19 protein-coding genes are annotated in these 22,653 nt (G+C 61.0%); 4 read left to right on the forward strand and 15 right to left on the reverse strand.

Annotated elements, in window-relative coordinates:
- The first annotated feature begins 12 nt into the window (after positions 1 to 12).
- Both G533_RS0101310 and G533_RS23245 read left to right on the forward strand, forming a co-directional pair.
- On the forward strand, positions 13 to 1,476 hold the full coding sequence (locus G533_RS0101310) for an NAD-dependent succinate-semialdehyde dehydrogenase (RefSeq protein WP_027948398.1): 1,464 nt from the start codon (positions 13 to 15) through the stop codon (positions 1,474 to 1,476).
- A gap of 11 nt (positions 1,477 to 1,487) precedes the next feature.
- Entirely contained in the window at positions 1,488 to 2,417 is a 930-nt protein-coding gene (locus G533_RS23245) for a LysR family transcriptional regulator (protein ID WP_051229860.1), read from the forward strand.
- A 7-nt stretch (positions 2,418 to 2,424) separates the two neighbouring features.
- Here G533_RS23245 and G533_RS20075 read toward each other — a convergent pair whose 3' ends face one another.
- The 7 genes from G533_RS20075 to G533_RS0101350 all read right to left on the reverse strand — a co-directional run bounded on the left by G533_RS20075 (position 2,425) and on the right by G533_RS0101350 (position 13,213).
- On the reverse strand, positions 2,425 to 4,608 hold the full coding sequence (locus G533_RS20075; protein WP_084638731.1) for a PQQ-dependent dehydrogenase, methanol/ethanol family: 2,184 nt from the start codon (positions 4,606 to 4,608) through the stop codon (positions 2,425 to 2,427).
- Between the two features lie 17 nt (positions 4,609 to 4,625).
- Positions 4,626 to 6,866 (reverse strand): TonB-dependent receptor, encoded by a 2,241-nt coding sequence (locus tag G533_RS0101325; RefSeq protein ID WP_051229861.1) that lies wholly within the window; start codon positions 6,864 to 6,866, stop codon positions 4,626 to 4,628.
- A gap of 168 nt (positions 6,867 to 7,034) precedes the next feature.
- The gene (locus G533_RS0101330) at positions 7,035 to 8,576 is read right to left on the reverse strand and encodes an arylsulfatase (protein ID WP_035525825.1); all 1,542 of its coding nucleotides are present in this window, start codon (positions 8,574 to 8,576) and stop codon (positions 7,035 to 7,037) included.
- Positions 8,577 to 8,730: 154 nt separating this feature from the next.
- Positions 8,731 to 10,083, reverse strand: coding sequence for an aminotransferase (locus tag G533_RS0101335; RefSeq protein ID WP_027948401.1), 1,353 nt, complete (start codon positions 10,081 to 10,083; stop codon positions 8,731 to 8,733).
- Between the two features lie 18 nt (positions 10,084 to 10,101).
- Positions 10,102 to 10,287 (reverse strand): hypothetical protein, encoded by a 186-nt coding sequence (locus G533_RS0101340; RefSeq protein WP_027948402.1) that lies wholly within the window; start codon positions 10,285 to 10,287, stop codon positions 10,102 to 10,104.
- Between the two features lie 9 nt (positions 10,288 to 10,296).
- Entirely contained in the window at positions 10,297 to 11,784 is a 1,488-nt protein-coding gene (gene glpK, locus G533_RS0101345) for a glycerol kinase GlpK (protein ID WP_027948403.1), read from the reverse strand.
- A gap of 1 nt (position 11,785) precedes the next feature.
- The gene (locus tag G533_RS0101350) at positions 11,786 to 13,213 is read right to left on the reverse strand and encodes an aldehyde dehydrogenase family protein (RefSeq protein ID WP_027948404.1); all 1,428 of its coding nucleotides are present in this window, start codon (positions 13,211 to 13,213) and stop codon (positions 11,786 to 11,788) included.
- Positions 13,214 to 13,323: 110 nt separating this feature from the next.
- On the opposite strand from G533_RS0101350, the gene G533_RS0101355 reads away from it, so the two are divergent.
- Together G533_RS0101355 and G533_RS0101360 are read left to right on the forward strand one after the other, a co-directional pair.
- Positions 13,324 to 14,463 carry an acyl-CoA dehydrogenase family protein gene (locus G533_RS0101355; protein ID WP_027948405.1) on the forward strand — a complete coding sequence of 380 codons (1,140 nt, stop codon included), beginning with the start codon at positions 13,324 to 13,326 and terminating at the stop codon, positions 14,461 to 14,463.
- Positions 14,464 to 14,469: 6 nt separating this feature from the next.
- Positions 14,470 to 15,984: a flavin-containing monooxygenase gene (locus G533_RS0101360; protein WP_035525828.1), complete on the forward strand. Its 1,515-nt coding sequence runs from the start codon at positions 14,470 to 14,472 to the stop codon at positions 15,982 to 15,984.
- A gap of 13 nt (positions 15,985 to 15,997) precedes the next feature.
- On the opposite strand, the gene G533_RS0101365 is transcribed toward G533_RS0101360, so the two are convergent.
- From G533_RS0101365 to G533_RS20080, 8 genes are all read right to left on the reverse strand, one after another.
- On the reverse strand, positions 15,998 to 17,203 hold the full coding sequence (locus G533_RS0101365) for a CaiB/BaiF CoA transferase family protein (RefSeq protein WP_084638732.1): 1,206 nt from the start codon (positions 17,201 to 17,203) through the stop codon (positions 15,998 to 16,000).
- A gap of 50 nt (positions 17,204 to 17,253) precedes the next feature.
- On the reverse strand, positions 17,254 to 18,222 hold the full coding sequence (locus G533_RS0101370; protein ID WP_035525831.1) for an AEC family transporter: 969 nt from the start codon (positions 18,220 to 18,222) through the stop codon (positions 17,254 to 17,256).
- A 22-nt stretch (positions 18,223 to 18,244) separates the two neighbouring features.
- Positions 18,245 to 19,582 carry an omega-aminotransferase AptA gene (aptA, locus tag G533_RS0101375; RefSeq protein ID WP_027948409.1) on the reverse strand — a complete coding sequence of 446 codons (1,338 nt, stop codon included), beginning with the start codon at positions 19,580 to 19,582 and terminating at the stop codon, positions 18,245 to 18,247.
- Between the two features lie 100 nt (positions 19,583 to 19,682).
- Positions 19,683 to 20,177, reverse strand: coding sequence for a P-loop NTPase family protein (locus tag G533_RS0101380; RefSeq protein WP_027948410.1), 495 nt, complete (start codon positions 20,175 to 20,177; stop codon positions 19,683 to 19,685).
- Positions 20,178 to 20,212: 35 nt separating this feature from the next.
- A complete protein-coding gene (locus G533_RS0101385; RefSeq protein ID WP_240472335.1) occupies positions 20,213 to 20,701 on the reverse strand; it encodes a GFA family protein in 489 nt (162 codons plus the stop codon).
- Positions 20,646 to 21,260: an alternative oxidase gene (locus G533_RS0101390; RefSeq protein WP_027948412.1), complete on the reverse strand. Its 615-nt coding sequence runs from the start codon at positions 21,258 to 21,260 to the stop codon at positions 20,646 to 20,648. Before G533_RS0101390 ends, G533_RS0101385 begins: the two co-directional genes overlap by 56 nt.
- Positions 21,261 to 21,278: 18 nt before the next feature.
- Positions 21,279 to 21,878, reverse strand: coding sequence for a hypothetical protein (locus tag G533_RS0101395; protein WP_027948413.1), 600 nt, complete (start codon positions 21,876 to 21,878; stop codon positions 21,279 to 21,281).
- 83 nt (positions 21,879 to 21,961) lie between these two features.
- A complete protein-coding gene (locus tag G533_RS20080; RefSeq protein ID WP_051229863.1) occupies positions 21,962 to 22,615 on the reverse strand; it encodes a glutathione S-transferase family protein in 654 nt (217 codons plus the stop codon).
- Positions 22,616 to 22,653: the final 38 nt, after the last annotated feature.

The raw sequence follows: 22,653 nt of genomic DNA on the forward strand, positions 1-22,653 counted from the left end.
GAGGAACACACTATGGACCTTTCACTGTCGGACCCCACTCTACTGCAAACCCAGGCCTACATCGGCGGTACCTGGGTGGATGCAGATGATGGCGCCACCTTCCCTGTCAGCAACCCGGCCAACGGCGAATTGCTGGTGCGGGTCGCGAAAGTGGGAGCCACTGAAACACGGCGCGCCATTGAAGCCGCCAGCCTCGCCATGGAGGGGTGGAAAGCACAGCCTGCCAAACACCGCGCGGGCGTGCTGCGTAAATGGTTCGACCTGATGCTGGAGAACCAGGAGGACCTGGCCACCATCATGACCGCCGAACAGGGCAAAATACTCGCGGAATCGCGTGGCGAAGTCGCCTACGGCGCCTCGTTTATCGAATGGTTTGGCGAGGGAGCCAAGCGCATTGATGGCGATGTGATACCCGGCCCCAGCGCGGACCGTCGCATCGTCTGCATCAAACAACCCGTAGGTGTCGTCGCCGCCATCACGCCGTGGAATTTTCCCAACGCCATGATTGCCCGCAAGGCTGCGCCGGCGTTGGCAGCAGGCTGCAGCATCGTCATCAAGCCCGCCAGCGAAACGCCGCTCTCGGCGTTCGCCATGGCGGTACTGGCGGAGCGCGCAGGCGTGCCGGCCGGTGTGCTGAACATTGTCGCGGGCAGCTCCTCTGCCATTGGCGGAGAGTTGACCAGCAATCCCACCGTCCGCAAGCTCACCTTCACCGGCTCCACCCCGGTGGGCAAGATGCTGGAGGCCCAGTGCGCGGAAACCATGAAAAAAACCTCCATGGAGCTCGGCGGCAATGCGCCGTTCATCGTCTTCGACGACGCCGACATTGATGCCGCGGTCGAGGGCGCCATTGCCTCCAAATACCGCAACTCGGGCCAGACCTGCGTCTGCTCCAATCGCATGTTGGTGCAACACAGCGTTTACGATGAATTCGTGCGCAAGCTGGTGGCCGCGACCGCTGAATTAGCCGTAGGCGATGGCTTCGCCGAGAACGTCAAAATCGGTCCGCTGGTCAATGCCGCGGCCGTCGACGATGTCGATGCGCTGGTGCAGGCCTCGGTCAACGCCGGGGCGCAGGTCGCCCTCGGTGGCGGCAAGCACGCGCTGGGAGGCTGTTTTTACCAGCCCACCATCCTCACAGACGTCACCCGCGACATGCCCGTGTTCCGCAATGAGATCTTTGGCCCGGTTGCACCCGTAGTGCGTTTCCACACCGAGGCGGAGGCGATAGCGATGGCCAACGACACGGAGTTTGGCCTCGCGTCCTATTTCTACACGCGCGATATCGGCCGTGTGTGGCGGGTTGCCGAAGCACTGGAATACGGCATTGTGGGCATCAACGAAGGGTTGATCTCCAACGAAATGGCGCCCTTCGGCGGCGTCAAAGAGTCCGGCTCCGGGCGCGAGGGCTCCAAGTACGGCATGGATGATTACCTCGAAATCAAGTACATGCTGATGGGTGGCCTGGACCGGTAGGCTGCAGCGCGATGCACCCCATTGATACCCGGCAACTCCGTCATGTCATCATGCTGGCGAAACACCGCAGTTTTCGCAAAGCGGCAGACGCCCTGTTCATCACCCAGCCCGCGCTCACCAAAAGCATCAAGAACCTGGAGCAGCAGCTGGAGGTCTCGCTCTTTGACCGAAAGTCGCAAAGCGTGGACCCAACCCCGCATTGCGACGTGTTGATGGAGCACGCACAACGCATCATGCGCGAACTGGATGACATTCACCACAGCCTGGATGCACTGTCGGACAGCCTGCGCGGCGAGCTGCGCGTTGGCAGCGGGCCGATTGTTGCACGTGGGCCAATAAGTGACGCCGTGGCACGCCTGGTGTCAGAGCACCCCGGGCTCAGCATTCGCGTCGCTATCGACAATTGGGCGGGACTGGTGCAACAACTGCACGCCGGGACGCTGCACCTTATGGTCGCGGACATCGGCGAATTCGAGGGACAGGACGACCTTGAGATCGTGCCCCTGACACCTATCCGCTCTATCGCGGCGTGCCGTCCGGGGCACCCACTGCTCAAAACAGGCTCTGTGCGGACAGAAGACCTGGCCAGCTATTCTCTCGCCCTGCCCTCACTACCGCGGCGCTGGGTCGAGTGGCTGCGCGACAATGCGCCGGACGGGGCAGACCCGGATCTCTTTATCGCCCGGGCCTGCCGTATCTACTGCGAGGATTTCAGCCTGCTGAGCAAAGTCGTGCTGCATTCCGACTTCATCACCTGTGCTCCGGAGCGGATACTGCGTGACAGCGTCGTGGGCGCCAAGCTTGTGGAAATCGACTTTCCGGGCTTCACCGACATCATGGTGCGCCCAGGTATCGTCTATCTACGCAACGCCACCCTGCCACCCGCGGGCAGGGCTCTGATTGACCAACTGCTTCACGGGGAAGCAGCAACCACAGCGTGAACCTGAATCAGCCCTCGCCTGCTGCGGCCACCCTCACGCTGAGCAGGTAGGCGAGCAGATCCTCGGCGTTCGCCTGCTCCAGGCGCTCTGCAAAGCCGGGCATACCGCCCTGGTGTCGCAGGCCGCCGAGCACAATGGCACCAAACTGCGCCACGGTTTCATCGGACATGTGCCGCAGGTCGGGGATGTTGCTGCCGGATACCGCGCGGTCACCGTGGCACATATGGCAGTTGCGCATGAACAGCACCCGGCCGCGTTCAATCGCATCGGCATCTGCCGCTGCCTCGACTGCAAGTGAGACTTGCGCGGCTGCGGTCGATGATGAAGCTGGCACCTGGGTGCGATCACGGCTGGCTGCAACCGCAGGCAGGGCCGCGGTGCCGCCCTGGCGGAAGGCCAGTATCCTGCTGTTGGTGACGGAACCCGCACTGCGACTGGCCAGCTCGCCACCGGTCAGCGCGAAAGCACCACCCCAGCCCGCAGCCACCGCAACCAGCTGTTCACCACCGGCCTGGTAACTGATGGGCGCAGCGACGATGCCGGTTTGCGCCGGGAAGCGCCACAAGCGCTCCCCATTGGTGGCGCGATAGGCGACTAGTTCGCCCTCCGCGTTGCCCTGGAACAGCAGATTACCCGCGGTGGAGAGCAAACCCCCGTTCCAGATGTTATCGTGCTGAATGCGCCAGACTTCGCGCCCCGCAACCGGGTCCCAGGCACTGACATGGCCCTTGGTCAGTTTGCCGAACTCGGCGCGCACCGCCTCATCGTCCGGCATACCGGCCGCTTCCAACGCCACGCCTGTGTTCCAACCCCCGGGGCTGTAGCTGAACTGTTCGTCGCGTGAGTAGTTCATGCCGATTTCCTGCGCCGGGATATAGACCAGGCCGGTGTTGGGGCTATAGCTCATCGGGTGCCAGTTGTGTCCGCCGAGTGGATGCGGCCAGATCAATGCTGCCTCGCCCTGCTCGTAACGCGCCGCGGGGTTTTCCACCGGCCGCCCGGTTTCCAGGTCAACGCGATCCGCCCAGGTTACCTGTGTGTAGGGCTCCGCCGACAGCAACTCGCCGGTCAAGCGGTCCAATACGTAGAAGAAACCGTTCTTCGGCGCCTGCATAATCACTTTGCGCAGTTCGCCCTGCCAATCGATTTCAGCAAGAATCATGTGCTGTGTAGCAGTGTAATCCCAGCTTTCACCAGGTGTGGTCTGGTAGTGCCAGACGTATTCCCCGGTTTCCGGGCGCAGCGCGACCATCGAGGACAGAAAGAGGTTATCGCCGCCGCCGGGACTGCGAATACTGCGATTCCAGGGCGAGCCATTGCCGGTCCCGATATACAGCAGATCGGCCTCCGGGTCATAGGCCATGGAATCCCAGACAGTGCCACCGCCACCGATCTTCCACCACTCACCGCCCTTCCAGGTGTCCAGTGTCATCTCCAGTGCCGGGTGCTCCAATGGCAGGGAGGGGTCTCCCGGGACCGTATAAAAGCGCCACTGCAGCTCACCGGTACGGTAATCGTAGGCGGACACAAAGCCGCGCACACCCAGCTCTGCCCCGCCGTTGCCGATGATCACGCGGTCCTTCACCACACGTGGTGCACCGGTTATCGAGTAGGGGCGATCCAGCGGCGTGGTGCGCGTCTCCCAGAGCAGTTCCCCGTTGCGTGCGTCGATGCCCTGCAGCCGGCCGTCCAGGGTGCCGGACAGCACAACCCCTTTCCAGACCGCTACGCCGCGGTTGACCACGTCACAGCACAGATTCCCTGCCCATTCCCGCGGCACTTGCGGGTCGTACTGCCAGAGCAGGTCACCGCTGGCGGCGTCCAGTGCAAACACCTTGCTCCAGGCGCCGGTGACGTACATCACGCCATCAACCACAATGGGCGTGGCTTCTATACCGCGGTCATCCGGCAGATCGAAGTACCAGGCAAGGCCAAGCTCCGCAACATTGGATTCGTCCAGTTCCTCGAGCGGGCTGAAACGCTGTTCGCTGTAAGTGCGCCCATGGCTCAGCCAGTTCCCCGGTTGTTGATCGGCCTGCTGTATACGCTGGCCGTCAACGGCGGCAACGCTTGCAGGAACTGACGTTGCCGCAGGCTCGGTAGCCTGCTGGCCACAACCGACCGTTGCAACAAACAGCCCCCCCACTACAGCGGCCCTGAAACAGGCCAACTTGCTACCGGATACTGCCATACCGCCCTCGCTTTTTATCAAAAATTATAGGTTGCCTGCACGGCTACCGTTCGCGGGCGCTCCACGAATGCAAAGTAGCTTGTCACCGGCCCGGTGAGCGGCACATCGTTGGCAAAGGTGATGATTTCTTCATCCGTCAGGTTTTTGCCAACCAGCGCGACTTCCCAAGTACCATCCGCGCGGCCCAGTGCGAAACGTGCATTCAGCTTGACGTAGCTGTCCTGCAGCGCGTTGGGATCAAGATCAGGCGCGGCGTAGTAATCGTCCGAGTATATGACATCCAGCGTTGACCTCAACTCCAGATTCCCGAATACAGGCTGTACAAAATCGACACCCAGGGTGCCGCTGAATTCGGGCGTGAACTGGTTGGTGTTGCCGGACCAGTCACAGAACGGCACACCATCGACCACCTGGTTCGGTTGCTGGCCCTTATAGCAGGCACCATCTTCGTAATCCTCAAATTCAAAATCCGTATAGGCAAACGCGCCGGTCAGCCGCAGTTTATCGGTCAGCTGCCAGCGGCCATCCATCTCCAGGCCCTGTGTAGTCGCAGAGGCCGCGTTCTGCACGTCAAAGCCCAGAACGCCGTCGAACACGCTGACCTGAAGGTCGTCGTACTCCGTGCGGAACACCGCAACATTCAGTTCCGCGGCGCCATCCATCAGCCCAAGCTTGGCACCCAGCTCCATAGAGAGTGCCTCCTCTTCCTCGAATTCAAGCGCGGGGCGACCATCGGGCAAGGTGGCCCGGTTGCTACGCGCATCAAATCCACCCGCTTTGTAGCCCGTCGACACGCTTGCGTACAGCATGGCGTCGGTGGCAACGTCCCATTGCAGATTCAACAAGGGGGTTACCACTTCTTCGTCACGCTCACCCCTCAGGTCATGCGGTGTGACTCCGAGGGGCGGCAGCGGCATGCCCAGTTCAGCAAACCCCGACAGCCCCAGCGGGTTGAATACGCTGCCATCCAGATTGCGCGTCACGAGCTTGCGTCCGCCCTCCTTGTCTTCAACGGTGTAGCGTAAACCCAGCGTGGCGCGAAAGTTGTTAGAGACATTCCAGGTGGACTGGCCGAACACCGCCCAGAGGTCGCTGTCGGAAAAAAAGTTCCGGTCCAGCTCTACCGCTACACTGGGCAAGGTGATCCGGGCAGGTTCGGCATAGTCCGTCTCGGATGTCTGGTAGAACACGCCAAGTATGTGCTCAAACGTCTGCCCGAGGGGCGACACCAGGCGCAATTCCTGACTCAACTGCTCGAAGTCCTCTGCCGCCGGAGACTGCACCGTGCTGCCCACACCAAAATCGGTGTCGACCTCCTCTGTGTAATCGTAAGCAGACCACCCGGTGGTCGACACCAGTTCAAACTCACCCAGCTGATAGTTCAAGGTCAGGGTTGCGTTGTCGTAGTTGTTGTCGCTGAATTCCGGGTCCAGCGCGGCCTTGCGCGTAAAATCATTGAGGACCGGCGTAGCGCCACCCGGCGCAGGACTGCCGATGATAATGGAATTGCGCCCCACAGAATTGAACTCACCCGTCTCGAGTTTCAAGTCAACCTGCAGGTTCTCGGTGGCATCCCAGCGCAGCGCGCCGCGTACCACCGTTTCCTCCGTCTCCATTTCATCAAGGTCTTTGGCCACATTGTCGATGAAACCATCGATTTCCCTGTATCGAACTGCCAGACGCCCGGCCAGCGCGTCGGTAATGGGCCCGGAAAGTACCAGGCTGGTTTCAAGCTCACCATGGTCAGGCTCAAGCAGCGCAGAGATACTGCCCTCAAATTCATCCGTCGGTTTTGCGGTGACCAGGTTCAACGCACCCGCGATCGAATTCTTGCCGAACAGGATACTCTGGGGGCCACGTAGAACTTCAACCCGCTCCAGGTCAAAGAAAGGAGCGCGCAACTGCCGCGGGCGACCAAAATAGATGCCATCGACGTAGGTTCCCACCGACTGCTCGAAGCCCTGGTTAACCTGCGAGCCTACCCCGCGGATATAGATATTGGAGCCGATGGCCGCCTCGCTCATGGTGAGGTTCGGCACATACACCTGCAAATCTGCTATGCGGGTGATTCCGGCCTCTCTGAGCTTTTCACCGGACACGGCGTTTATGGATATCGGTACATCCTGCAGGCTCTGGCTGCGCTTCTGTGCAGTCACCACAACCTCTTCCAGCATTTGCGCCGATGCTGTGTTGGTAACACAGGCACAGGCGACCGCCAGCGGCAGGACTTTCAGGCTTTTATCGAATCGGGCAAACATGCGCATCTCCGTTATTGTATGGTTTTGCGGGAACCATACCGGGCCAGTCTGGCTCGCGGAAATGACTAATTGTTATCGGATGCATAACCGGAAGCCGCGAACTCTCCGACCGCGCAAGCCCCGTCCCGATGACAGCCCGGAGCCATTGCGTATACGCTCCCGGCGCTGTTACTGCCGGTCGTCGAAGGCAGCCTCGAGCACCTGATCTACAGTAAAAGAAGCGGGACGCTGACGCGGGGGGAATTCTTCCAGCGTGGCGAGAAACCGCGACAAATGCATTCTCGAAAGTGAAATGAAGGGCCCGGCAATGCGTCCCCACCACTCGTTGTAGGCGTTGGAATCGGTGTCGGCCCGCTCAAAAGGGTCACGACGCAGGTTGAACAACTTGGGAATTCGCAGGGGCACGAACGGATCGCGCCATACGTCGAAGCGGGCGGCTCGCTGCTCGGCGAACACCACTTTCCAGTCGCCAATACGCATGCCGGTCAGCTGTCCATCGTCACTCCAGTAGATAAAGCTCTCCCGCGGACCCGCTGGCGTCTCACCCGTCAGATAGGGTAAAAAGTTGAAGCCATCAAGGTGCACACGATAGTCCTGACCATTTACTCGCATGCCGCGCTGCAATCCTTCAACAACGTCCGGGGCGCCCGCTGCGGCCGCCAGGGTGGGTAGCCAGTCCATGTGGGACATGATCTCGTTGGACACTTTTCCAGAGGGAATACGGCCCGGCCAACGCACCATGGCGGGCACTCGGTAACCGCCCTCCCAGTTGGTATTCTTCTCGCCGCGGAACGGCGTAATCGCGCCGTCTGGCCACGTATTGTAGTGGGGGCCATTATCCGTGGAATACACGACGATGGTATCGTCGCTGACACCGAGTTCATCCAACTGGTCAAGCAAGCGACCAATCAGGGCGTCGTGAGCCACCATCGCATCATTGTAAAAGCCTTGCCCGGAGAGGCCACGCTCGGCATCGGTAATGTGGGTGTAAAAGTGCATGCGCGTTGTATTGAACCAGACAAAGAACGGCTTCTCCTGGCGCGTGGAACGACCGATGAAGTCCGTCGCTGCCGCGAGGAATTCTTCATCCACCGTTTCCATACGCTTGCGCGTCAGCGGGCCGCTGTCTTCTATGCGGCCATCAGCGTGGCTGTGGATTACACCGCGCGGCGTAAACCGCTCGCGGAATTCAGGGTCCGTCGGATAATCGGGGTGCTCGGGTTCTTCCTCCGCATTCAGGTGATACAGGTTCCCCATGAACTCGTCGAAGCCGTGGTTTGTCGGCAAAAACGCATCTTTGTCGCCCAGGTGATTCTTGCCGAACTGGCCCGTGGCATAGCCACGATCCTTGAGCAGTGCAGCAAGCGTGACATCCTCCGGCTGCAAACCGATATCAGCGCCGGGCATGCCGACCTTGGTGAGGCCGGTTCTGATAGGACTCTGGCCAGTGATGAAGGCCGAACGCCCTGCGGTACAGCTCTGTTCGCCGTAATAATCGGTAAAGCGGATACCGTCGCGCGCAATGCGATCAATATTCGGCGTTGTGTAGCCCATCAATCCGTCACTGTAAGCGCTCAGATTGGTGATGCCGATATCGTCGCCCCAGATCACCAGAATGTTCGGCGACTTGGCAACTGCCAGTGTCGGAAGAATACAGATCAAAAACGCAAGCAACGCCCGTGCTCCACGTTGGGTTCTTATTGTCGACATGCTGCACGTCCTTTTCGTCTCTCGGTTTCAAGCCAGATTATAGAGACTGAAATAAAGACGCGCAGACACTTGGAGTCATGCAGCCAATAGCCTTGAGTTATCGAATGTTCACCCGATGCGGGACATGATTGACGGGCCCCTCTCGGCCCCGGATTCAATCCTGCGAGAGGAGCTTCTCATCACTGGCGTACCGCAGCGTGTCGTCCAGCGCCTTGCCCAGCTTGGCCACCAGCTCATCGACCTGCTGGTGCGTAATCACCAGTGGCGGGCACAGGGCAATGCTGTTGCCGCCCATGGCACGCACAATCAGCCCGTGCTCCTGGGCACGCAAGGCGCAGTGGCCGCCTATGGCATTGCCGTGGAAGGCTTCCCGCGTAGATTTGTTGGCCACCAGCTCGAGGGCAGCAATCATGCCCACGCCGCGCACCTCGCCCACCAGCGGATGGTCGACGAAGCGCTGCAGCTGCTGCTGGAAATAGCGGCCGGTGTCGGCGGCACGGGCAAACAGCTGGTCGCGCTCGTAGATTTCCAGCACTTTGGAGGCCACGGCACAGGCGACCGGATGGCCGCCGTAGGTATAGCCGTGGCCGAATATACCGACAGCCGCACTGGGCTCCACCAGGGACTCGTAGATATCACCCGTGACGATGGCGGCGCTGACCGGTAAATAGGCTGATGACAGCGCCTTCGCCAGCGACATCAGCTGCGGCTGAATACCGTAGGTGGTGGCACCAAAGTCGGCGCCCGTGCGGCCAAAACCACAAATCACTTCGTCGTCCCAGAACAGGATGTCGTACTTGCGCAGCACCGCCTGCACTTTCTCGAAATAACCGGGTGGCGGCACAATCACGCCACCCGCACCGTTCACCGGCTCGGCGATAAAGGCCGCGATGGTTTCCGGCCCCTCGGCCTGAATGAGGGCTTCCAGCTCCTGCGCACGGCGTGTGGCGAACTGTTCCTCGGTTTCTCCGGGCAATCCGTCGCGGTAGAAATGTGGCGCACCTGTGCGCAGCACACCCAGCGCATCAAACGGCAGGCTGAAATGCGTGTGATTCGGCACCAGCCCGGTGAGGGAAGCCGCTGCGACCGTCACCCCGTGATAGGCGCGTTCGCGGGCAATGATCTTGAATTTTTCCGGACGGCCAACGGCGTTGAAATGATAGCGCAGCAGTTTGACCAGCGTATCGTTGGCATCCGAGCCTGAATTGCCGAGGAACACGCGCGCGTTGTTCACCGGCACCATGTCCGCCAGGGTATCTGCGAGTTTCATGGCAGCCGGGTGCGTCTTGCCACCGAACAGATGTGAGTAGGACAAGGTGCGCATCTGCTGCGCCGCCGCCTCGACCACCTCCTCGTTGCCGTAGCCGAGGGAGGTACACCAAAGGCCGCTCATACCCTCCAGATACTGCTGGCCGCGGTTGTCGTAGACGTATACGCCTTCGCCGCGCTCAATCACCAGTTGCTCGGTGGCTTTGAGATTGGTGGTGGGGTAGATCATCTGGGTCATGGCGCTTACCTGAAGTTGCTACAGTGCCTTCACTTTACGCTCACCGCAGCGGGTACAGCAATACACGGTCACCAGCCGGCCCTGTTTGACATCAAACTGCTTGGCTTTGTCCACCGCCCATTTGTGGTGACCGTGACGGCACAGTGTGTTGCCCTTGTGCTTTTCCTTCAATGACGGTTTGCGGAAGGTGAGGATATCAGCCACGGCCTGCCCCTAGAGCAGCGCGCGGGCGAGCGCTGCCTGCCACGAGGCATGCCGGCGCCGACGGGCCGAGGCAGACAGGCGCACCGTGAACTCCTGCTGCACTGACCAGATCTTGCGCAGGTCCGCAGGCCCGGCCCACAGGCCGACCCCCAGCCCCGCCAGATAGCAGGCACCCGCCACGGTGGTTTCGATCATCTGCGGCCGAATCAGTTTGCGGCCCAACACGTCCGCCTGAATCTGCATCAGCAGGTTATTGGCGGCCGCACCACCATCCACCCGCAGGGGCCGCATGCGTTTGCCCAGGTCGCGCTCCATGGCCAGCAGGATGTCGGCGTTCTGCAGGGCCATCGCATCCAGGGTAGCGCGCGCGATGTGGCCGCGACCGCTACCGCGGGTGAGGCCCGTGAGGAGACCGCGTGCGTCCGGTGCCCAATGGGGTGCACCCAGCCCGGTCAGTGCGGGCACAAACTCTACACCGCCGCTGTCTTCAACGGATGTCGCCAGCGCTTCCACCTCGGAAGAGCGCCGAATGAGGCCAAGGCCGTCACGCAGCCACTGCACCGCGGCGCCGCACACAAACGCACCGCCCTCCAGGGCGTACACCGGGTCAGCGTTGCCCAGCTGCCAGGCGGCGGTGGTCAGCAGGCCGGAGCGCGACTGCAGCAATTCAGAACCGGTATTCATCAGAATGAAAGAGCCGGTGCCAAACGTGCATTTGGCATCGCCGGCACTGAAGCAGGCCTGCCCGAACAGGGCCGCCTGTTGATCGCCGGCCACGCCGGCAATGGGAATGCCGTCCGGCAGGCCCGGCACGTCGCGCGTGTGCGCGATCACGCCGCTGGATGGCACAATCTCGGGCAGGATACCTTCGGGTACTTCAAACAGCGCCATGAGCTCCTTGTCCCAGCTCAGACGCTGCAGATTCATCAGCGACGTGCGCGAGGCATTGGACACATCGGTGGCGTGCACCGCACCGCCGCTGAGCTGCCAGATCAAATAGCTGTCGATGGTGCCTGCCGCTACGCGCCCGGCGCGCAGTTTGCGGGCGATGCCCGAGGTATTGCGCAGCAGCCAGCGGAACTTGCTGGCCGAGAAGTATGGGTCGAGCACCAGGCCCGACTTGCGTTTTACCTGCGCTTCATGTCCGCCAGCCTTCAGCGTTTCACAGAAGTCGGTGGTGCGCCGGCACTGCCAGACGATGGCGCGGTTGAGCGCCTCGCCATTGTCACGGTTCCACAGCAGCGAGGTTTCACGCTGGTTGGTTATGCCGATGCCGACGATATCCGCCGGCTTGCACACACGTTTGCGCAGCACACTGCGAATACCGCGCTGCACCGAAGACCAGATATCCGCCGCATCGTGTTCCACCCAGCCCGGTTGCGGATAGTGCTGGGGGAACTCGATATTGACGCTGGCGCGCAGCTGGCCCGCCGCGTCCATCAACGCGACGGTGGTACCGGTCGTCCCCTGGTCAATCGCCAGAATGAACGCTGCCATTTCAGCCGCCGAAGCCCTCTACTGCCTTGATCTCGAGGAAATCGGTGAAGCCATGGGCGCCCCATTCGCGGCCGTTGCCGGACTGCTTGTAACCGCCAAACGGTACATTGTAGCCGCCGCTGGCGCCATTGAGATGCACATTACCGGCGCGAATACGCGAGGCGACGCGACGGGCATGGGCAATATCGCCGCTCTGTACATAGCCGGCCAGGCCGTAGGGCGTATCGTTGGCTATGGCAATGGCTTCCTCTTCGGTGTCGTAGGGAATCATTACCAGCACGGGACCAAAAATCTCCTCGCGGGCGATTGTCATGTCGTTGTTGACGTCCGAGAACACGGTCGGGCGCACGAAATAGCCCTTGTCGATGCCCTCCGGCAGGCCGGGGCCGCCACAGACCAGCTTGGCGCCCTCGGCGATGCCCTTCTCGATCAGGCCCTGAATCTTGTTGAACTGCAGCTCGGACACCACAGGCCCCATGGTGGTCGCCTCATTGGCCGGGTCGCCCACCACCACGCTCGCGCTGACTTCAGCCGCAATGGCTTCGGCTTCTGCCAGCTGCGCGCGGGGCACCAGCATGCGCGATGGCGCGTTACAGGACTGCCCGGTATTGGTGAACATGTGCAGCAGGCCGCGGGTAACCGCGGTTTTCATATCCACATCGTCCAGCAGGATATTCGGCGACTTGCCACCCAGCTCCTGGGTTACCCGCTTGACCGTGGGCGCGGCGTTCTGCGCCACCAGGGAACCGGCGCGGGTTGAGCCGGTGAAGGACATCATGTCCACGCCGGGGTGGCGTGACAGCGCAGCGCCCACCGTGGGGCCGTCGCCATTCACCAGGTTGAACACGCCCGCGGGAACGCCCGCCTCGTGCATGATCTTCGCAAACAGGTAACCTGAAAGCGGCGCCACCTCGGAAGGCTTGAGGATCATCGTGCAACCCACCGCCAGTGCGGGTGCCACCTTGCAGCCAATCTGGTTGACCGGCCAGTTCCAGGGCGTAATCAGGCCGCAGACACCAATCGGCTCCTTGAACAGACGGTGCTCGCCGAGGTCTTCCTCGAAATCGAACTCACGCAGCACGCGCAGGGCTTCCTGCAGGTGACCTAGCCCGGCATGTGCCTGTGCAGAGACCGCCAGCGATTTGGGCGCACCCATCTCTTCGCGGATCGCATCGGCCATGTCGTTGTAGTACTTCTCATAGGTTGCCACGCAGGACTCGAGCACGGCAATGCGTTCCTCCCGGGTGCTGTAGCCCCAGGTGTCAAACGCCTTACGGGCTGCCGCAACGGCGCGATCCACGTCCGCCTCACTGCCCAGGGATATGTGCGCACACACGGACTCATCAGCCGGGTTTATCACATCGTGGACCTTCGGCGTTACCGGGTCGACCCACTCACCGTTGATATAAAACTGCAGATATTCGCGCATGGTACTCTCCATTGCTGATTATGGTTGCGCCGTAGTGTAGCACCCGATCGGTGGTCGGCCACTACCCCAGGGGGTTATCATTGCCCCAATCCCGAATTGGAGTACACACAATGCAAAGTGATGAACTGACCCTGTTCCGCGACATGGCGCGTCGCGCCTTTGAACAGGAAATCTCACCCCACTACGAGCAATGGGAAGAAGAACACATGGTGCCACGCGAGCTGTGGCGTACCCTGGGCGCCGCAGGCCTGCTCTGCGCCGATATGGACGAAGCCTACGGCGGCGCCGGCACCACGCCCCATGTGACCCTGATGCTGATTGAAGAGCTGTCGCGCATGGGTTTCGGCGGCTTTGCCTCCGGGTTTGGCATCCATTCGAATATCGTGGCGCCCTACCTGGCGCGCCACGGCACGGAAGAACAGAAGCAACAGTGGCTGCCGAAAATGGTCAGCGGCGATGCCGTGGGCGCGCTGGCGATGACCGAGCCGGGTGCCGGCTCCGATGTACAGGGCATTCGCACCAACGCGGTGCGTGACGGCGACGAGTGGATTCTCAACGGCTCCAAGATCTTCATCACCAACGGTATGCACGCCGACCTGGTGATTGTCGCGGCCATCACCGACCCCGGCAAAGGCGCCAAGGGCACCTCGTTGTTCCTGGTGGACACCGCCCTGCCCGGCTTTGAGCGCGGCAAGAAAATCGAGAAAATCGGCCAGCACGCATCGGATACCGCCCTGCTGTTCTTCCAGGACATGCGCCTGCCCGCCAACGCGCTGCTCGGCCAGGAAAACAAGGGCTTCGCCATCATGATGGAAGAACTGCCACGGGAGCGGCTGGGGATCGCCGCGCAGGCCGTCGCCGCCGCCGAAGGGGCACTGGCGCTGACCGTGGACTATGTGCTGGAGCGCAAGGCCTTCGGCCAGGCCATCGGCAGTTTCCAGAATACCCGTTTCAAACTGGCCGATGTGCGCACCGAGATCGCCCTCAACCGCGCCCTGTATGAACAGTGCGCAGACGAATACAGCCGCGGTGAGTTAACTGCCGACAAGGCGGCGATGCTGAAACTCGCGTCCTGTGAAATGCAGTGCGACACCATCGACGAATGCCTGCAGCTGTTCGGCGGTTATGGCTACACCGTGGAGTACCCCATCTCGCGCTTTTACACTGATGCGCGCATCCAGCGCATTTACGGAGGCTCCTCGGAGATCATGCGAGAACTGGTCGCCCGTTCTATCCTCGGTCGGGCCTGAGCGCTGGTGAGCGACGCGGAGAACGTCCGGCACACGGATGTCATTATCGTCGGTGCCGGTTTATCCGGCATCGGCGCCGCCGTGCACCTGCAAACCCTCTGCCCCGGCAAGCGTGTCACTCTGCTCGAGAGCCGACCGCGCATCGGCGGCACCTGGGACCTGTTTCGCTACCCCGGCATCCGCTCCGACAGCGACATGCACACGCTGGGCTACGACTTCAAACCGTGGATTCACGAGCGCGCGATTGCCGACGGCGCGTCGATTCTGGAATACATCAACAGCACGGCAGACGAGTACAGTGTGCGCGAACGCATACACTTCCAACACAAAGTGCTGCGCGCCCGCTTCAGCAGCGAGACGGCGCGCTGGACGCTGGACGTCGCCGTTGCTGACGAACACGGGGAAACCCGCGAAGAGCACTTCAGCTGCCAGTTCCTCTTGTTGTGCTCCGGCTACTTCAACTATGCCCAGGGACACGCGCCCGAGGTCCCCGGGCAAACCCACTACCAAGGCACCGTGGTACACCCCCAGCACTGGCCGCAGGATCTCGACTACCGGGATAAACGTGTGGTGATTATCGGCTCCGGTGCCACCGCCATGACGCTGGTACCGGCGCTGGCAAAGGACGCCGCCCATGTCACCATGCTGCAGCGCTCCCCGACCTATGTGGTGTCACGCCCCAACCGCGATTGGCTGGCCAACCTGCTGCGCCGCTGCCTGCCCGACCGCTGGGCCTATGCCATCACCCGCTGGAAGAACACGAAGCTGCAGCAGTGGGTGTACAACAAGAGCCGCAGCCAGCCGGAACAGGTGAAGGCGCACCTGCTGGGCATGCTGCGCAAAGCGCTGGGGCCAGACTTTGATATCGAAAAACACTTCACGCCTGCCTACAACCCCTGGGACCAGCGCCTTTGCCTGGTGCCGGATGGCGACCTCTACACCGCGCTGCGCGGTGGCCGGGCGGACGTCGTGACAGATCACATCGACAGCTTCACGGCAACCGGCATTCGCCTGCAGTCCGGCGAGGAACTGCAGGCGGACATCATCGTCACCGCGACCGGCCTGCAACTCGTGGTCATGGGCGGAATCGAGTTTGAGGTCGATGGTGAAGCGGTGGACTTTGGCGCCACCTGGAGCTGGCGCGGCATGCTGTTTTCCGGCGTGCCCAATATGGCCAACACGTTCGGCTACATCAATGCCTCCTGGACTTTGCGCGCCGACCTCACCGCCCGCTTCGTCTGCCGTTTGCTGAACGACATGGCGCGCCGCGGCGCCAGCCAGGTCACACCCACACTCAGGGCGAGCGACCGGGGCATGGCGGCGCGGCCCTGGGTGGATGATTTCAATGCGGGTTACATCGAACGCGTGGTTGACCTGTTGCCCAAGCAAGGCGACCACGACCCCTGGCAGAATTCACAGGACTACCATCGCGACCGCAAGACCCTGCCCGTGGCACCGCTGGATGACGGCAGCCTGGTATTCAGCAACCCGCGAAACGAGGCGCTGCGGCGAGCGAGCTGAGCCGGGCAGTGCTTCAGCCGGGGGCAATCACGCCCTCAGCGGCAAGCTGCACCAGCTCGTCGTCCTCCAGCCCCAGTAGGCCCTGTAGCACTTCACGGTTGTGGCTGCCGAGGTCTCCCCCCGGCCACTCGGTGCGCCCGGGTGTCGCGTCCAGGCGGGGCATAACGGCAGGAATTTTCAACGGCTTGCCGTCTATCTCCACCTGCTCGAACAAGCCCCGCGCCTGATATTGCGGGTCCGCAAGCATGTCGGCTACCGAGTAGATCGGCCCCACCGGCACGCGCGCCTCCTCCAACACATTGATGACGTGCGTCGAGGCGTGCTGGCCACACCACAGGCCCAGTGCCTTGTCGATCTCCGCCTCGTGCCGCACACGGCCTGCGTTGTCCGCGAGCTCGGGGTCCGCCGCCATATCCGAGCGCCCCGCCACCGTCATCAAACGCTTGAAAATGGCATCGCCATTGCCGCCGATCACCACGTACTTGCCATCGTCGCAGTGATAGGTGTTGGTGGGCACGATACCCGTGACGGTCGTCCCGGCCGGTTCGCGCACCACACCGGCGCCATCGTACTCGGGAATCATTCCTTCCAGCAGGTTGAAAACGGACTCATAGAGAGCAACATCGACGACCTGCCCTTCTCCACCCGGCTTCGCACGCTGCAACAGCGCCAGCGTGATGCCCAACGCCGCGTGCAACCCCGCAACGGTATCACCCAGGCTGATATTGGGCCGCACCGGCGCCTTGCCGGGCTCGCCGTTGATATAGCGAAAGCCCCCGAAGGCCTCGGTCACCGATGCATAACCCGGTTTGCTGGCGTAGGGGCCCGTCTGGCCGTAGCCCGAAATTCTCGCATATACCAAGCGCGGATTACGCGCCTTGACCACGTCGGGGCCCAGGCCCCAGTCCTCCATGGCACCGGGACGGAAGTTTTCCACCAGCACGTCGGCACTGTCGAGCAGCTGCAACACCAGCGCCCGGCCACGCGCGCTTTTCAGGTCGAGGGTAACGCTTTTCTTGTTGCGGCCCAGGCTGCGGTACCACAGCGAGGTGCCGTCCTGTACCACGCGCCAGCCGCGAATAGGGTCGCCCGTCGGCGCCTCCACCTTGATCACCTCGGCGCCAAAATAGGCGAGAATGGTGCAGGCGAAGGGCCCTGCCAGCAACTGGCCCAGTTCTATCACGCGCAGCCCTTCCAGCGGCCTCGTTGCACTTGTCACAGCCTTTCCCCCAAACCAAAACCCCAGTATACCCCCACCGCCACCGCGGGTCAGACCGGAACAGCCGCCAGCCCGGAGATCACCAGCAGGGCAAAGCCCGCGGTAACAGACACGATCGACAGCAAGGTGGTCAGCACAATCATGTTGGACGCCAGCGTGCCATCTCCTCGTGCCGCCACGACCATCACAAAGCTTGCTGCGGCGACCGGCGAGCTCAGCAACAGGAACAGCACCCCCAGTTGCATGGGCGCAACGCCCAGTGAGACCGCCAGCACGACCCCAATGGCAGGGCCCACGAGCAGTCGCCAACCCGCCGCTTCCCACGTCACCGAGCCGGCACTGCGCAGCAGGGAAAGGCGCATGGCCGCGCCGATGCTCACCAGCACCAGCGGCAAGAAGCCCTGCGACAACAGCTGACTGACAACGGGTGTAAAACCCGGCAGGGGTATGCCGCATACGGCATATAACATGCCTGCGCCAATGCCCAGCAGCAGCGGGTTGCGCACCAGTCCAACCAGCAGCCCGCCAAGAGAGCGGCTGCCTCCGTGTGTGACCTGCAGCACCCAAACCGCCAGTGCATTGTAGAGCGCCGTCATCACCGCGACCGGCAATGCCGCAAGGCTCAGGCCCTGCTCGCCGTAGGCTGCATGACAGAGCGCGAAGCCGAGTATCGCCAGGTTGGAACGAAAGCCCGCCTGCACAAACACGCCCAGCGTTGCCGGCGCAAAGCCCCGCCAGCGGGCATAGATCCAGCTGAGGCAGAGAGTGAGCACCGTTGCCAGCACCCCCGCGAGCAGGTAAGTGGCACCGCCCATGGCGGCAAAATCCACGCCGGCGGCGCTGATGAACAGCAGCAAGGGCAGCGCCGCATTGAAGGCGAACTTCGAGATGGCCTGCACATGGCGCGGTTGCAGCCAGCCCAGCAGGCGCAGTACCAGGCCCAGCATCACCCACCCGAAGGTGGGCAGGCTGACTGCCGCGGCGGTCAGGGTGAGTTGCCACAGGTTGAGGTCCGGCACGGCAGGCAAATGCGCGGTCGCGCTAGGCCAACTCGCGCAGAGTGTCGCCCAGCGCGTCCAGCAAACTGTCGATCTGGGCCTCTTCAATCACAAAGGGCAGACCCAATTGCACCGTGTCGGCCCCGTAGCGCACATAAAACCCTTTTTCCCACATGCGCATGGCGACCTCGAAAGGACGCCGCGCCGGTTCACCGGGGTAATGCGCCAGCTGCAGCGCGCCGGCAAAACCGTAGTTGCGAATATCCACCACATGGGGAGCGCCCTGCAGCTGGTGCAGGGCGGCCTCGAAATAAGGCGCCATGCGCGCCACACGCTGCGGCAGCTGCTCCTGCTCCAGGATATCCAGCGCAGCCAGCGCGGCGGCGCAGGCGACCGGGTGGCCCGAGTAGGTGTAACCGTGGGGGAACTCGAGCATGTAGTCCGGCCCGCCCTGGGCCATGAAGGTATCGTAGATATCACCTTTCGCAATCACCGCTCCCATGGGAATGGCGCCGTTGGTGAGCTGCTTGGCCACGTTCATGATGTCGGGGACCACACCAAAGGCATCGGCACCGGTCATTGCGCCGCAGCGGCCGAAACCGGTAATCACCTCGTCGAAAATCAGCAGGATATCGTGTGCACTGCACAGTTCCCGCAGCCGCTGCAGGTAGCCCACCGGTGGCGGGATCACGCCGGCAGAACCGGCCATTGGTTCAACGATCACGGCCGCGATATTGCTGGCATCGTGCAGGGCAATCAGCTCCAGCAGCTCATTCGCCAGTTCCGCGCCCTGGCTTGGCATACCGCGGCTGAACGCCGTGCCCGGCGACAGCGTGTGAGCCAGGTGGTCTGCCTCGACCGCAGGCCCAAACAGCTTGCGGTTGGGGCCGATGCCCCCCACAGAAATGCCACCAAAGTTGACCCCGTGATAGCCCTTCGCCCTCCCGATCAGGCGTGTTTTGGCGGGCTGCCCTTTCAGACGCCAGTAAGCACGGGCCATCTTCAGCGCGGTGTCGGCGGCTTCCGAGCCGGAGTTGGTAAAGAACACATAATCCAGCCCCTGCGGAGTGAGGGACTTCACCCGGTTGGCCAGTTCAAACGCTTTCGGGTGCCCGTACTGGAAGGCAGGCGCGTAATCCAGCGTGAGTAACTGCCGCTGAACCGCCTCGGCAATTTCCGGGCGGTTGTGCCCTGCGCCGCTGCACCACAGGCCAGACAGGCCATCGAGCACCCGGCGGCCGCTATCGTCGATGAAATGCACACCGTCGGCGGCCACGATCATGCGCGGATCGCGCTTGAACTGGCGGTTGCCCGTGTAGGGCATCCAGTGCGCCTCCAACTGCGCGCGAGTGAGTTTGTGGTGGGCGGGTGTGGCGGTCATGTCCCTTTTCCTCTCGTATCCTGCCCGCATTCTAGCGCTGTTCCGTGATGTTTAAATGGTGCCTGCGCTCTCAGGCCAGGTTCACAGGTCGAAAACGCTGTCAGCCAGTCTGCCGTGCATTGGATTGCAACTCCCGCTTCCGGCGCTGAAAGCCGTCGAAGAGCCTTCGATGCGCTGTGTATGAGAATTCATCCACCCGCTGTTCGTAGTCCCTGATCCACGCGATGAGCATCGCCAGATTGGCATCCTGCGCCGCAGGCGAGGCATATTTGTGGGGCTCCCAGGGGCGTTGCCTCGCATTCTCAATACAAGTTTTCGTACCCGGGTTGAGAAACACAATTTCAGTGGCGTGAGGTATGGCCAGTTCCAGCAGGTCCGCGTAGCAGCCTTCAATCACCCAACTCTCCGCCGAGTGGACAAAGTCATGAATAGCGCTGCGACTCGCTTCCGGGGAACGCCGTGTCGGTGTCTCGGCGCCGGCCTCCCAGGCGATGGTATCGAGGTCCAGCAACGGGCACCCCAAACTGGCAGACCGCGCCATGGCGAGGGTTGACTTGCCCGAGCCCGAATTGCCGAAGATCACGACCCTGTGCATAAAAACACCTCACTCCGACCAGGAACGCCACTGCACTACCCGTCCGGCAGCTCATCAAACTTGGGCAGATCATCCTGCCAATGATGCCAGGGCGCTTTGGACCCGACATACACATGAAAATCCGGTTCCTTCGCCGTCGCATCGTCCAGCAGCCCCAATCGAATGTTCGTGGTATCCCAGTCGACTTTCTCGTTCAACAAACAGGAGCCACAGCGGCTGCAAAAGGCAACGTGAGAGCCGGGGTACTTGACGTAGTAGCTCATCAACTCCCTACCCTGCACTACGGTTAGTTGCTCTTTTTTCAACCCGCCGAACACCGAGTTCGCTGAGCCGGAAAATTTCTGGCACTCATTGCAGTGGCAGTAACCCGCGTACACGAACTCACCTTCAATTTCGAACTTGACACCACCACACAAACAACTTGCTCTCATGGCCGCATCCCTCGCTTCAGCAATTGTGTAGAACGCCTCACGACAGGTCATCAGAGAAGTGATGATTGACGTCTCGATGATGCGCTTCATCATCTCGTACCGCCAGAACCACGTCTCGCAAGCGAGCATCAGGCGGCAAATCCCAGTACTCAATGGCGATTTCCGGCGCTGCGACGTTTTCGCAAAGGCCACTGTCGATATCAGCGAGGTACTCCGTATAGCTGAAAACAGCTTCTTCCTCGAAGTATCCGACAATACGGTGGGCAGTTCGCGGAGAGCAGAGATAGACGATGAAGTAGAAATTATAGAAGATCCCCTGAGCCATCAGGATGAGAAAGCGTTCGAACCGCGACGGTTTCGCTATTTCAACGAACGTCATCAGGTGCATCCTCTCGTTTTCCGCCTCATTCAATAACGTCTGAATCCATCCCTTATCGCTCTCCATCCTGCGCAGGGCGCGCAAATGCCTGAGGGTTCCTGCCACCATGCCTGGCACTCCCGCAATGGTTTCCAATACCACCGCGCGATGCCCGTACCGCTTTGCAAAGAACATGTCTGCGAAAAAACGGAGAAACCTGGTGAAAACGAGGGCAAATCGATCCGAAATACCGCTGGGTGCATGATGTTTTCTGGGTGGAAATGCTGCTTTCATATCAAGCCCCGAAACCGCCTAGCCTTCGCGCTCAACACGCATCAAACAAAACGCCAGAAGCAAGGTTGCGAGCACGCCCGAGCCTCCAGCAGCAGCGGAGGGTAAAAAAGCCTCACGACCAAACACAATCAAGATCGCATTCGCGATCATGGCGACAACACCCACCAGCGCAGTCAGCCCTCCCAGGGCTTTAGCACCACCGGTCATCTTTGCGATGCCAAAAACGAGTGCTGCAAAACCCAGCAGGAGTTTTGCTGCGTAATAAATCACGAAGGACAAGGCCACAATTGCGCCGGCCAACGGGCCAAGTGCCTCGAGCTGCCCCGCAGCCTCACGAAATGGTCCGAACAGGGTGAGACCTATGCTCACTTGCACTACGTTGAGCAGTGCGCTGAAGACAATGGCAGACCAACCCACGTGATAATGCTTCGCCTGCACCATCGCGGCTCCGGCAAAGGCTGCGAGCAGGGTGAAAAGAAGACATTCCATCCCCCATAACAGTTGCCGTGGAACGCTAACCTCAGCCACGTGGAGCAGAGTATAAAGTACCTGTGTAGCCACCAGCGCCAACAGCAAACCGGACGTAATTTGAACAGTTCGTTTACTGGTAAAGTCCATAGCTTTACCCCTCATCTGCCTGTTTGCGCCACATGCCGATAGCGCTGCAGCGCCGAATCACCACACTATCAAAACATTAGGCGTCAGACAGGTTTATCAAAATATTCTTCGAACGTTGCCACATGAACAGCACCTTCTTCATTCAGTGGAATAAAGCGTGGCTGGCTCTCCAAATGTCCCAGCCAACTTTCAATTGCTGGATATCCGCGTAATTCAAAGCCAGCTTCATTGGCTAATTTTGTATAGGGGTACAGCGCATAGTCCGCAATCGTACATGTGGAAGCCGCGACCCAGGCACTCTTACCTAACCGATTCTCAAGCGTATCAAGTGCCCGTTCTGCCTTGGGCGTTAATAGTTTTATTTGCTCCGAATGCTGGTCAGGATGTTCGGTGAAATTCTTTAGATATCGTATAACGGACAACGTTGGTTCGTGGCTATATTGCTCAAAGAACATCCAGCGAAGGACTTCGGCCTGATTACGACGACCTGCAGGCCAGAGTGATGTGTCGCTACCGAAATAGTACAGGATGGCATTCGATTCCGATAAGACATCGCCGCTCTCAGTAATAATGGCGGGAATCTTCCCGATCGGATTAATGCTCAAAAAGCCGGGTTGACTCGTTTCGCTGCGAACTTGACTGACATCTACGCGAGTGAACTGCTTCTCACAAAACTTGAGAATGAGTTGAACCTTATGCACATTCCCGGATTCAAGGTTTCCGAACAGCGTAATCAAGTGACTTTACTCCGAGCAAGATTGATTGAACGTCTGGC

Source organism: Haliea salexigens DSM 19537 (genome assembly GCF_000423125.1).
In the GTDB taxonomy this organism is placed as follows: Bacteria; Pseudomonadota; Gammaproteobacteria; order Pseudomonadales; family Halieaceae; genus Haliea; species Haliea salexigens.

What these genes read in the sequence shown, in the direction of transcription:
- G533_RS23245 (WP_051229860.1), top strand. Translation starts at nt 1,488, where the DNA reads ATGCACCCCATTGATACCCGGCAACTCCGTCATGTCATCATGCTGGCG.
- G533_RS0101355 (WP_027948405.1), top strand. Translation starts at nt 13,324, where the DNA reads ATGCAAAGTGATGAACTGACCCTGTTCCGCGACATGGCGCGTCGCGCC.
- G533_RS0101395 (WP_027948413.1), bottom strand. Translation starts at nt 21,878, where the DNA reads ATGGACTTTACCAGTAAACGAACTGTTCAAATTACGTCCGGTTTGCTG.
- G533_RS0101390 (WP_027948412.1), bottom strand. Translation starts at nt 21,260, where the DNA reads ATGAAAGCAGCATTTCCACCCAGAAAACATCATGCACCCAGCGGTATT.
- aptA (WP_027948409.1), bottom strand. Translation starts at nt 19,582, where the DNA reads ATGACCGCCACACCCGCCCACCACAAACTCACTCGCGCGCAGTTGGAG.
- G533_RS0101385 (WP_240472335.1), bottom strand. Translation starts at nt 20,701, where the DNA reads ATGATGAAGCGCATCATCGAGACGTCAATCATCACTTCTCTGATGACC.
- G533_RS0101325 (WP_051229861.1), bottom strand. Translation starts at nt 6,866, where the DNA reads ATGTTTGCCCGATTCGATAAAAGCCTGAAAGTCCTGCCGCTGGCGGTC.
- G533_RS20075 (WP_084638731.1), bottom strand. Translation starts at nt 4,608, where the DNA reads ATGGCAGTATCCGGTAGCAAGTTGGCCTGTTTCAGGGCCGCTGTAGTG.
- G533_RS0101380 (WP_027948410.1), bottom strand. Translation starts at nt 20,177, where the DNA reads ATGCACAGGGTCGTGATCTTCGGCAATTCGGGCTCGGGCAAGTCAACC.
- G533_RS0101335 (WP_027948401.1), bottom strand. Translation starts at nt 10,083, where the DNA reads ATGACCCAGATGATCTACCCCACCACCAATCTCAAAGCCACCGAGCAA.
- G533_RS0101310 (WP_027948398.1), top strand. Translation starts at nt 13, where the DNA reads ATGGACCTTTCACTGTCGGACCCCACTCTACTGCAAACCCAGGCCTAC.
- G533_RS0101330 (WP_035525825.1), bottom strand. Translation starts at nt 8,576, where the DNA reads ATGTCGACAATAAGAACCCAACGTGGAGCACGGGCGTTGCTTGCGTTT.
- glpK (WP_027948403.1), bottom strand. Translation starts at nt 11,784, where the DNA reads ATGGCAGCGTTCATTCTGGCGATTGACCAGGGGACGACCGGTACCACC.
- G533_RS0101350 (WP_027948404.1), bottom strand. Translation starts at nt 13,213, where the DNA reads ATGCGCGAATATCTGCAGTTTTATATCAACGGTGAGTGGGTCGACCCG.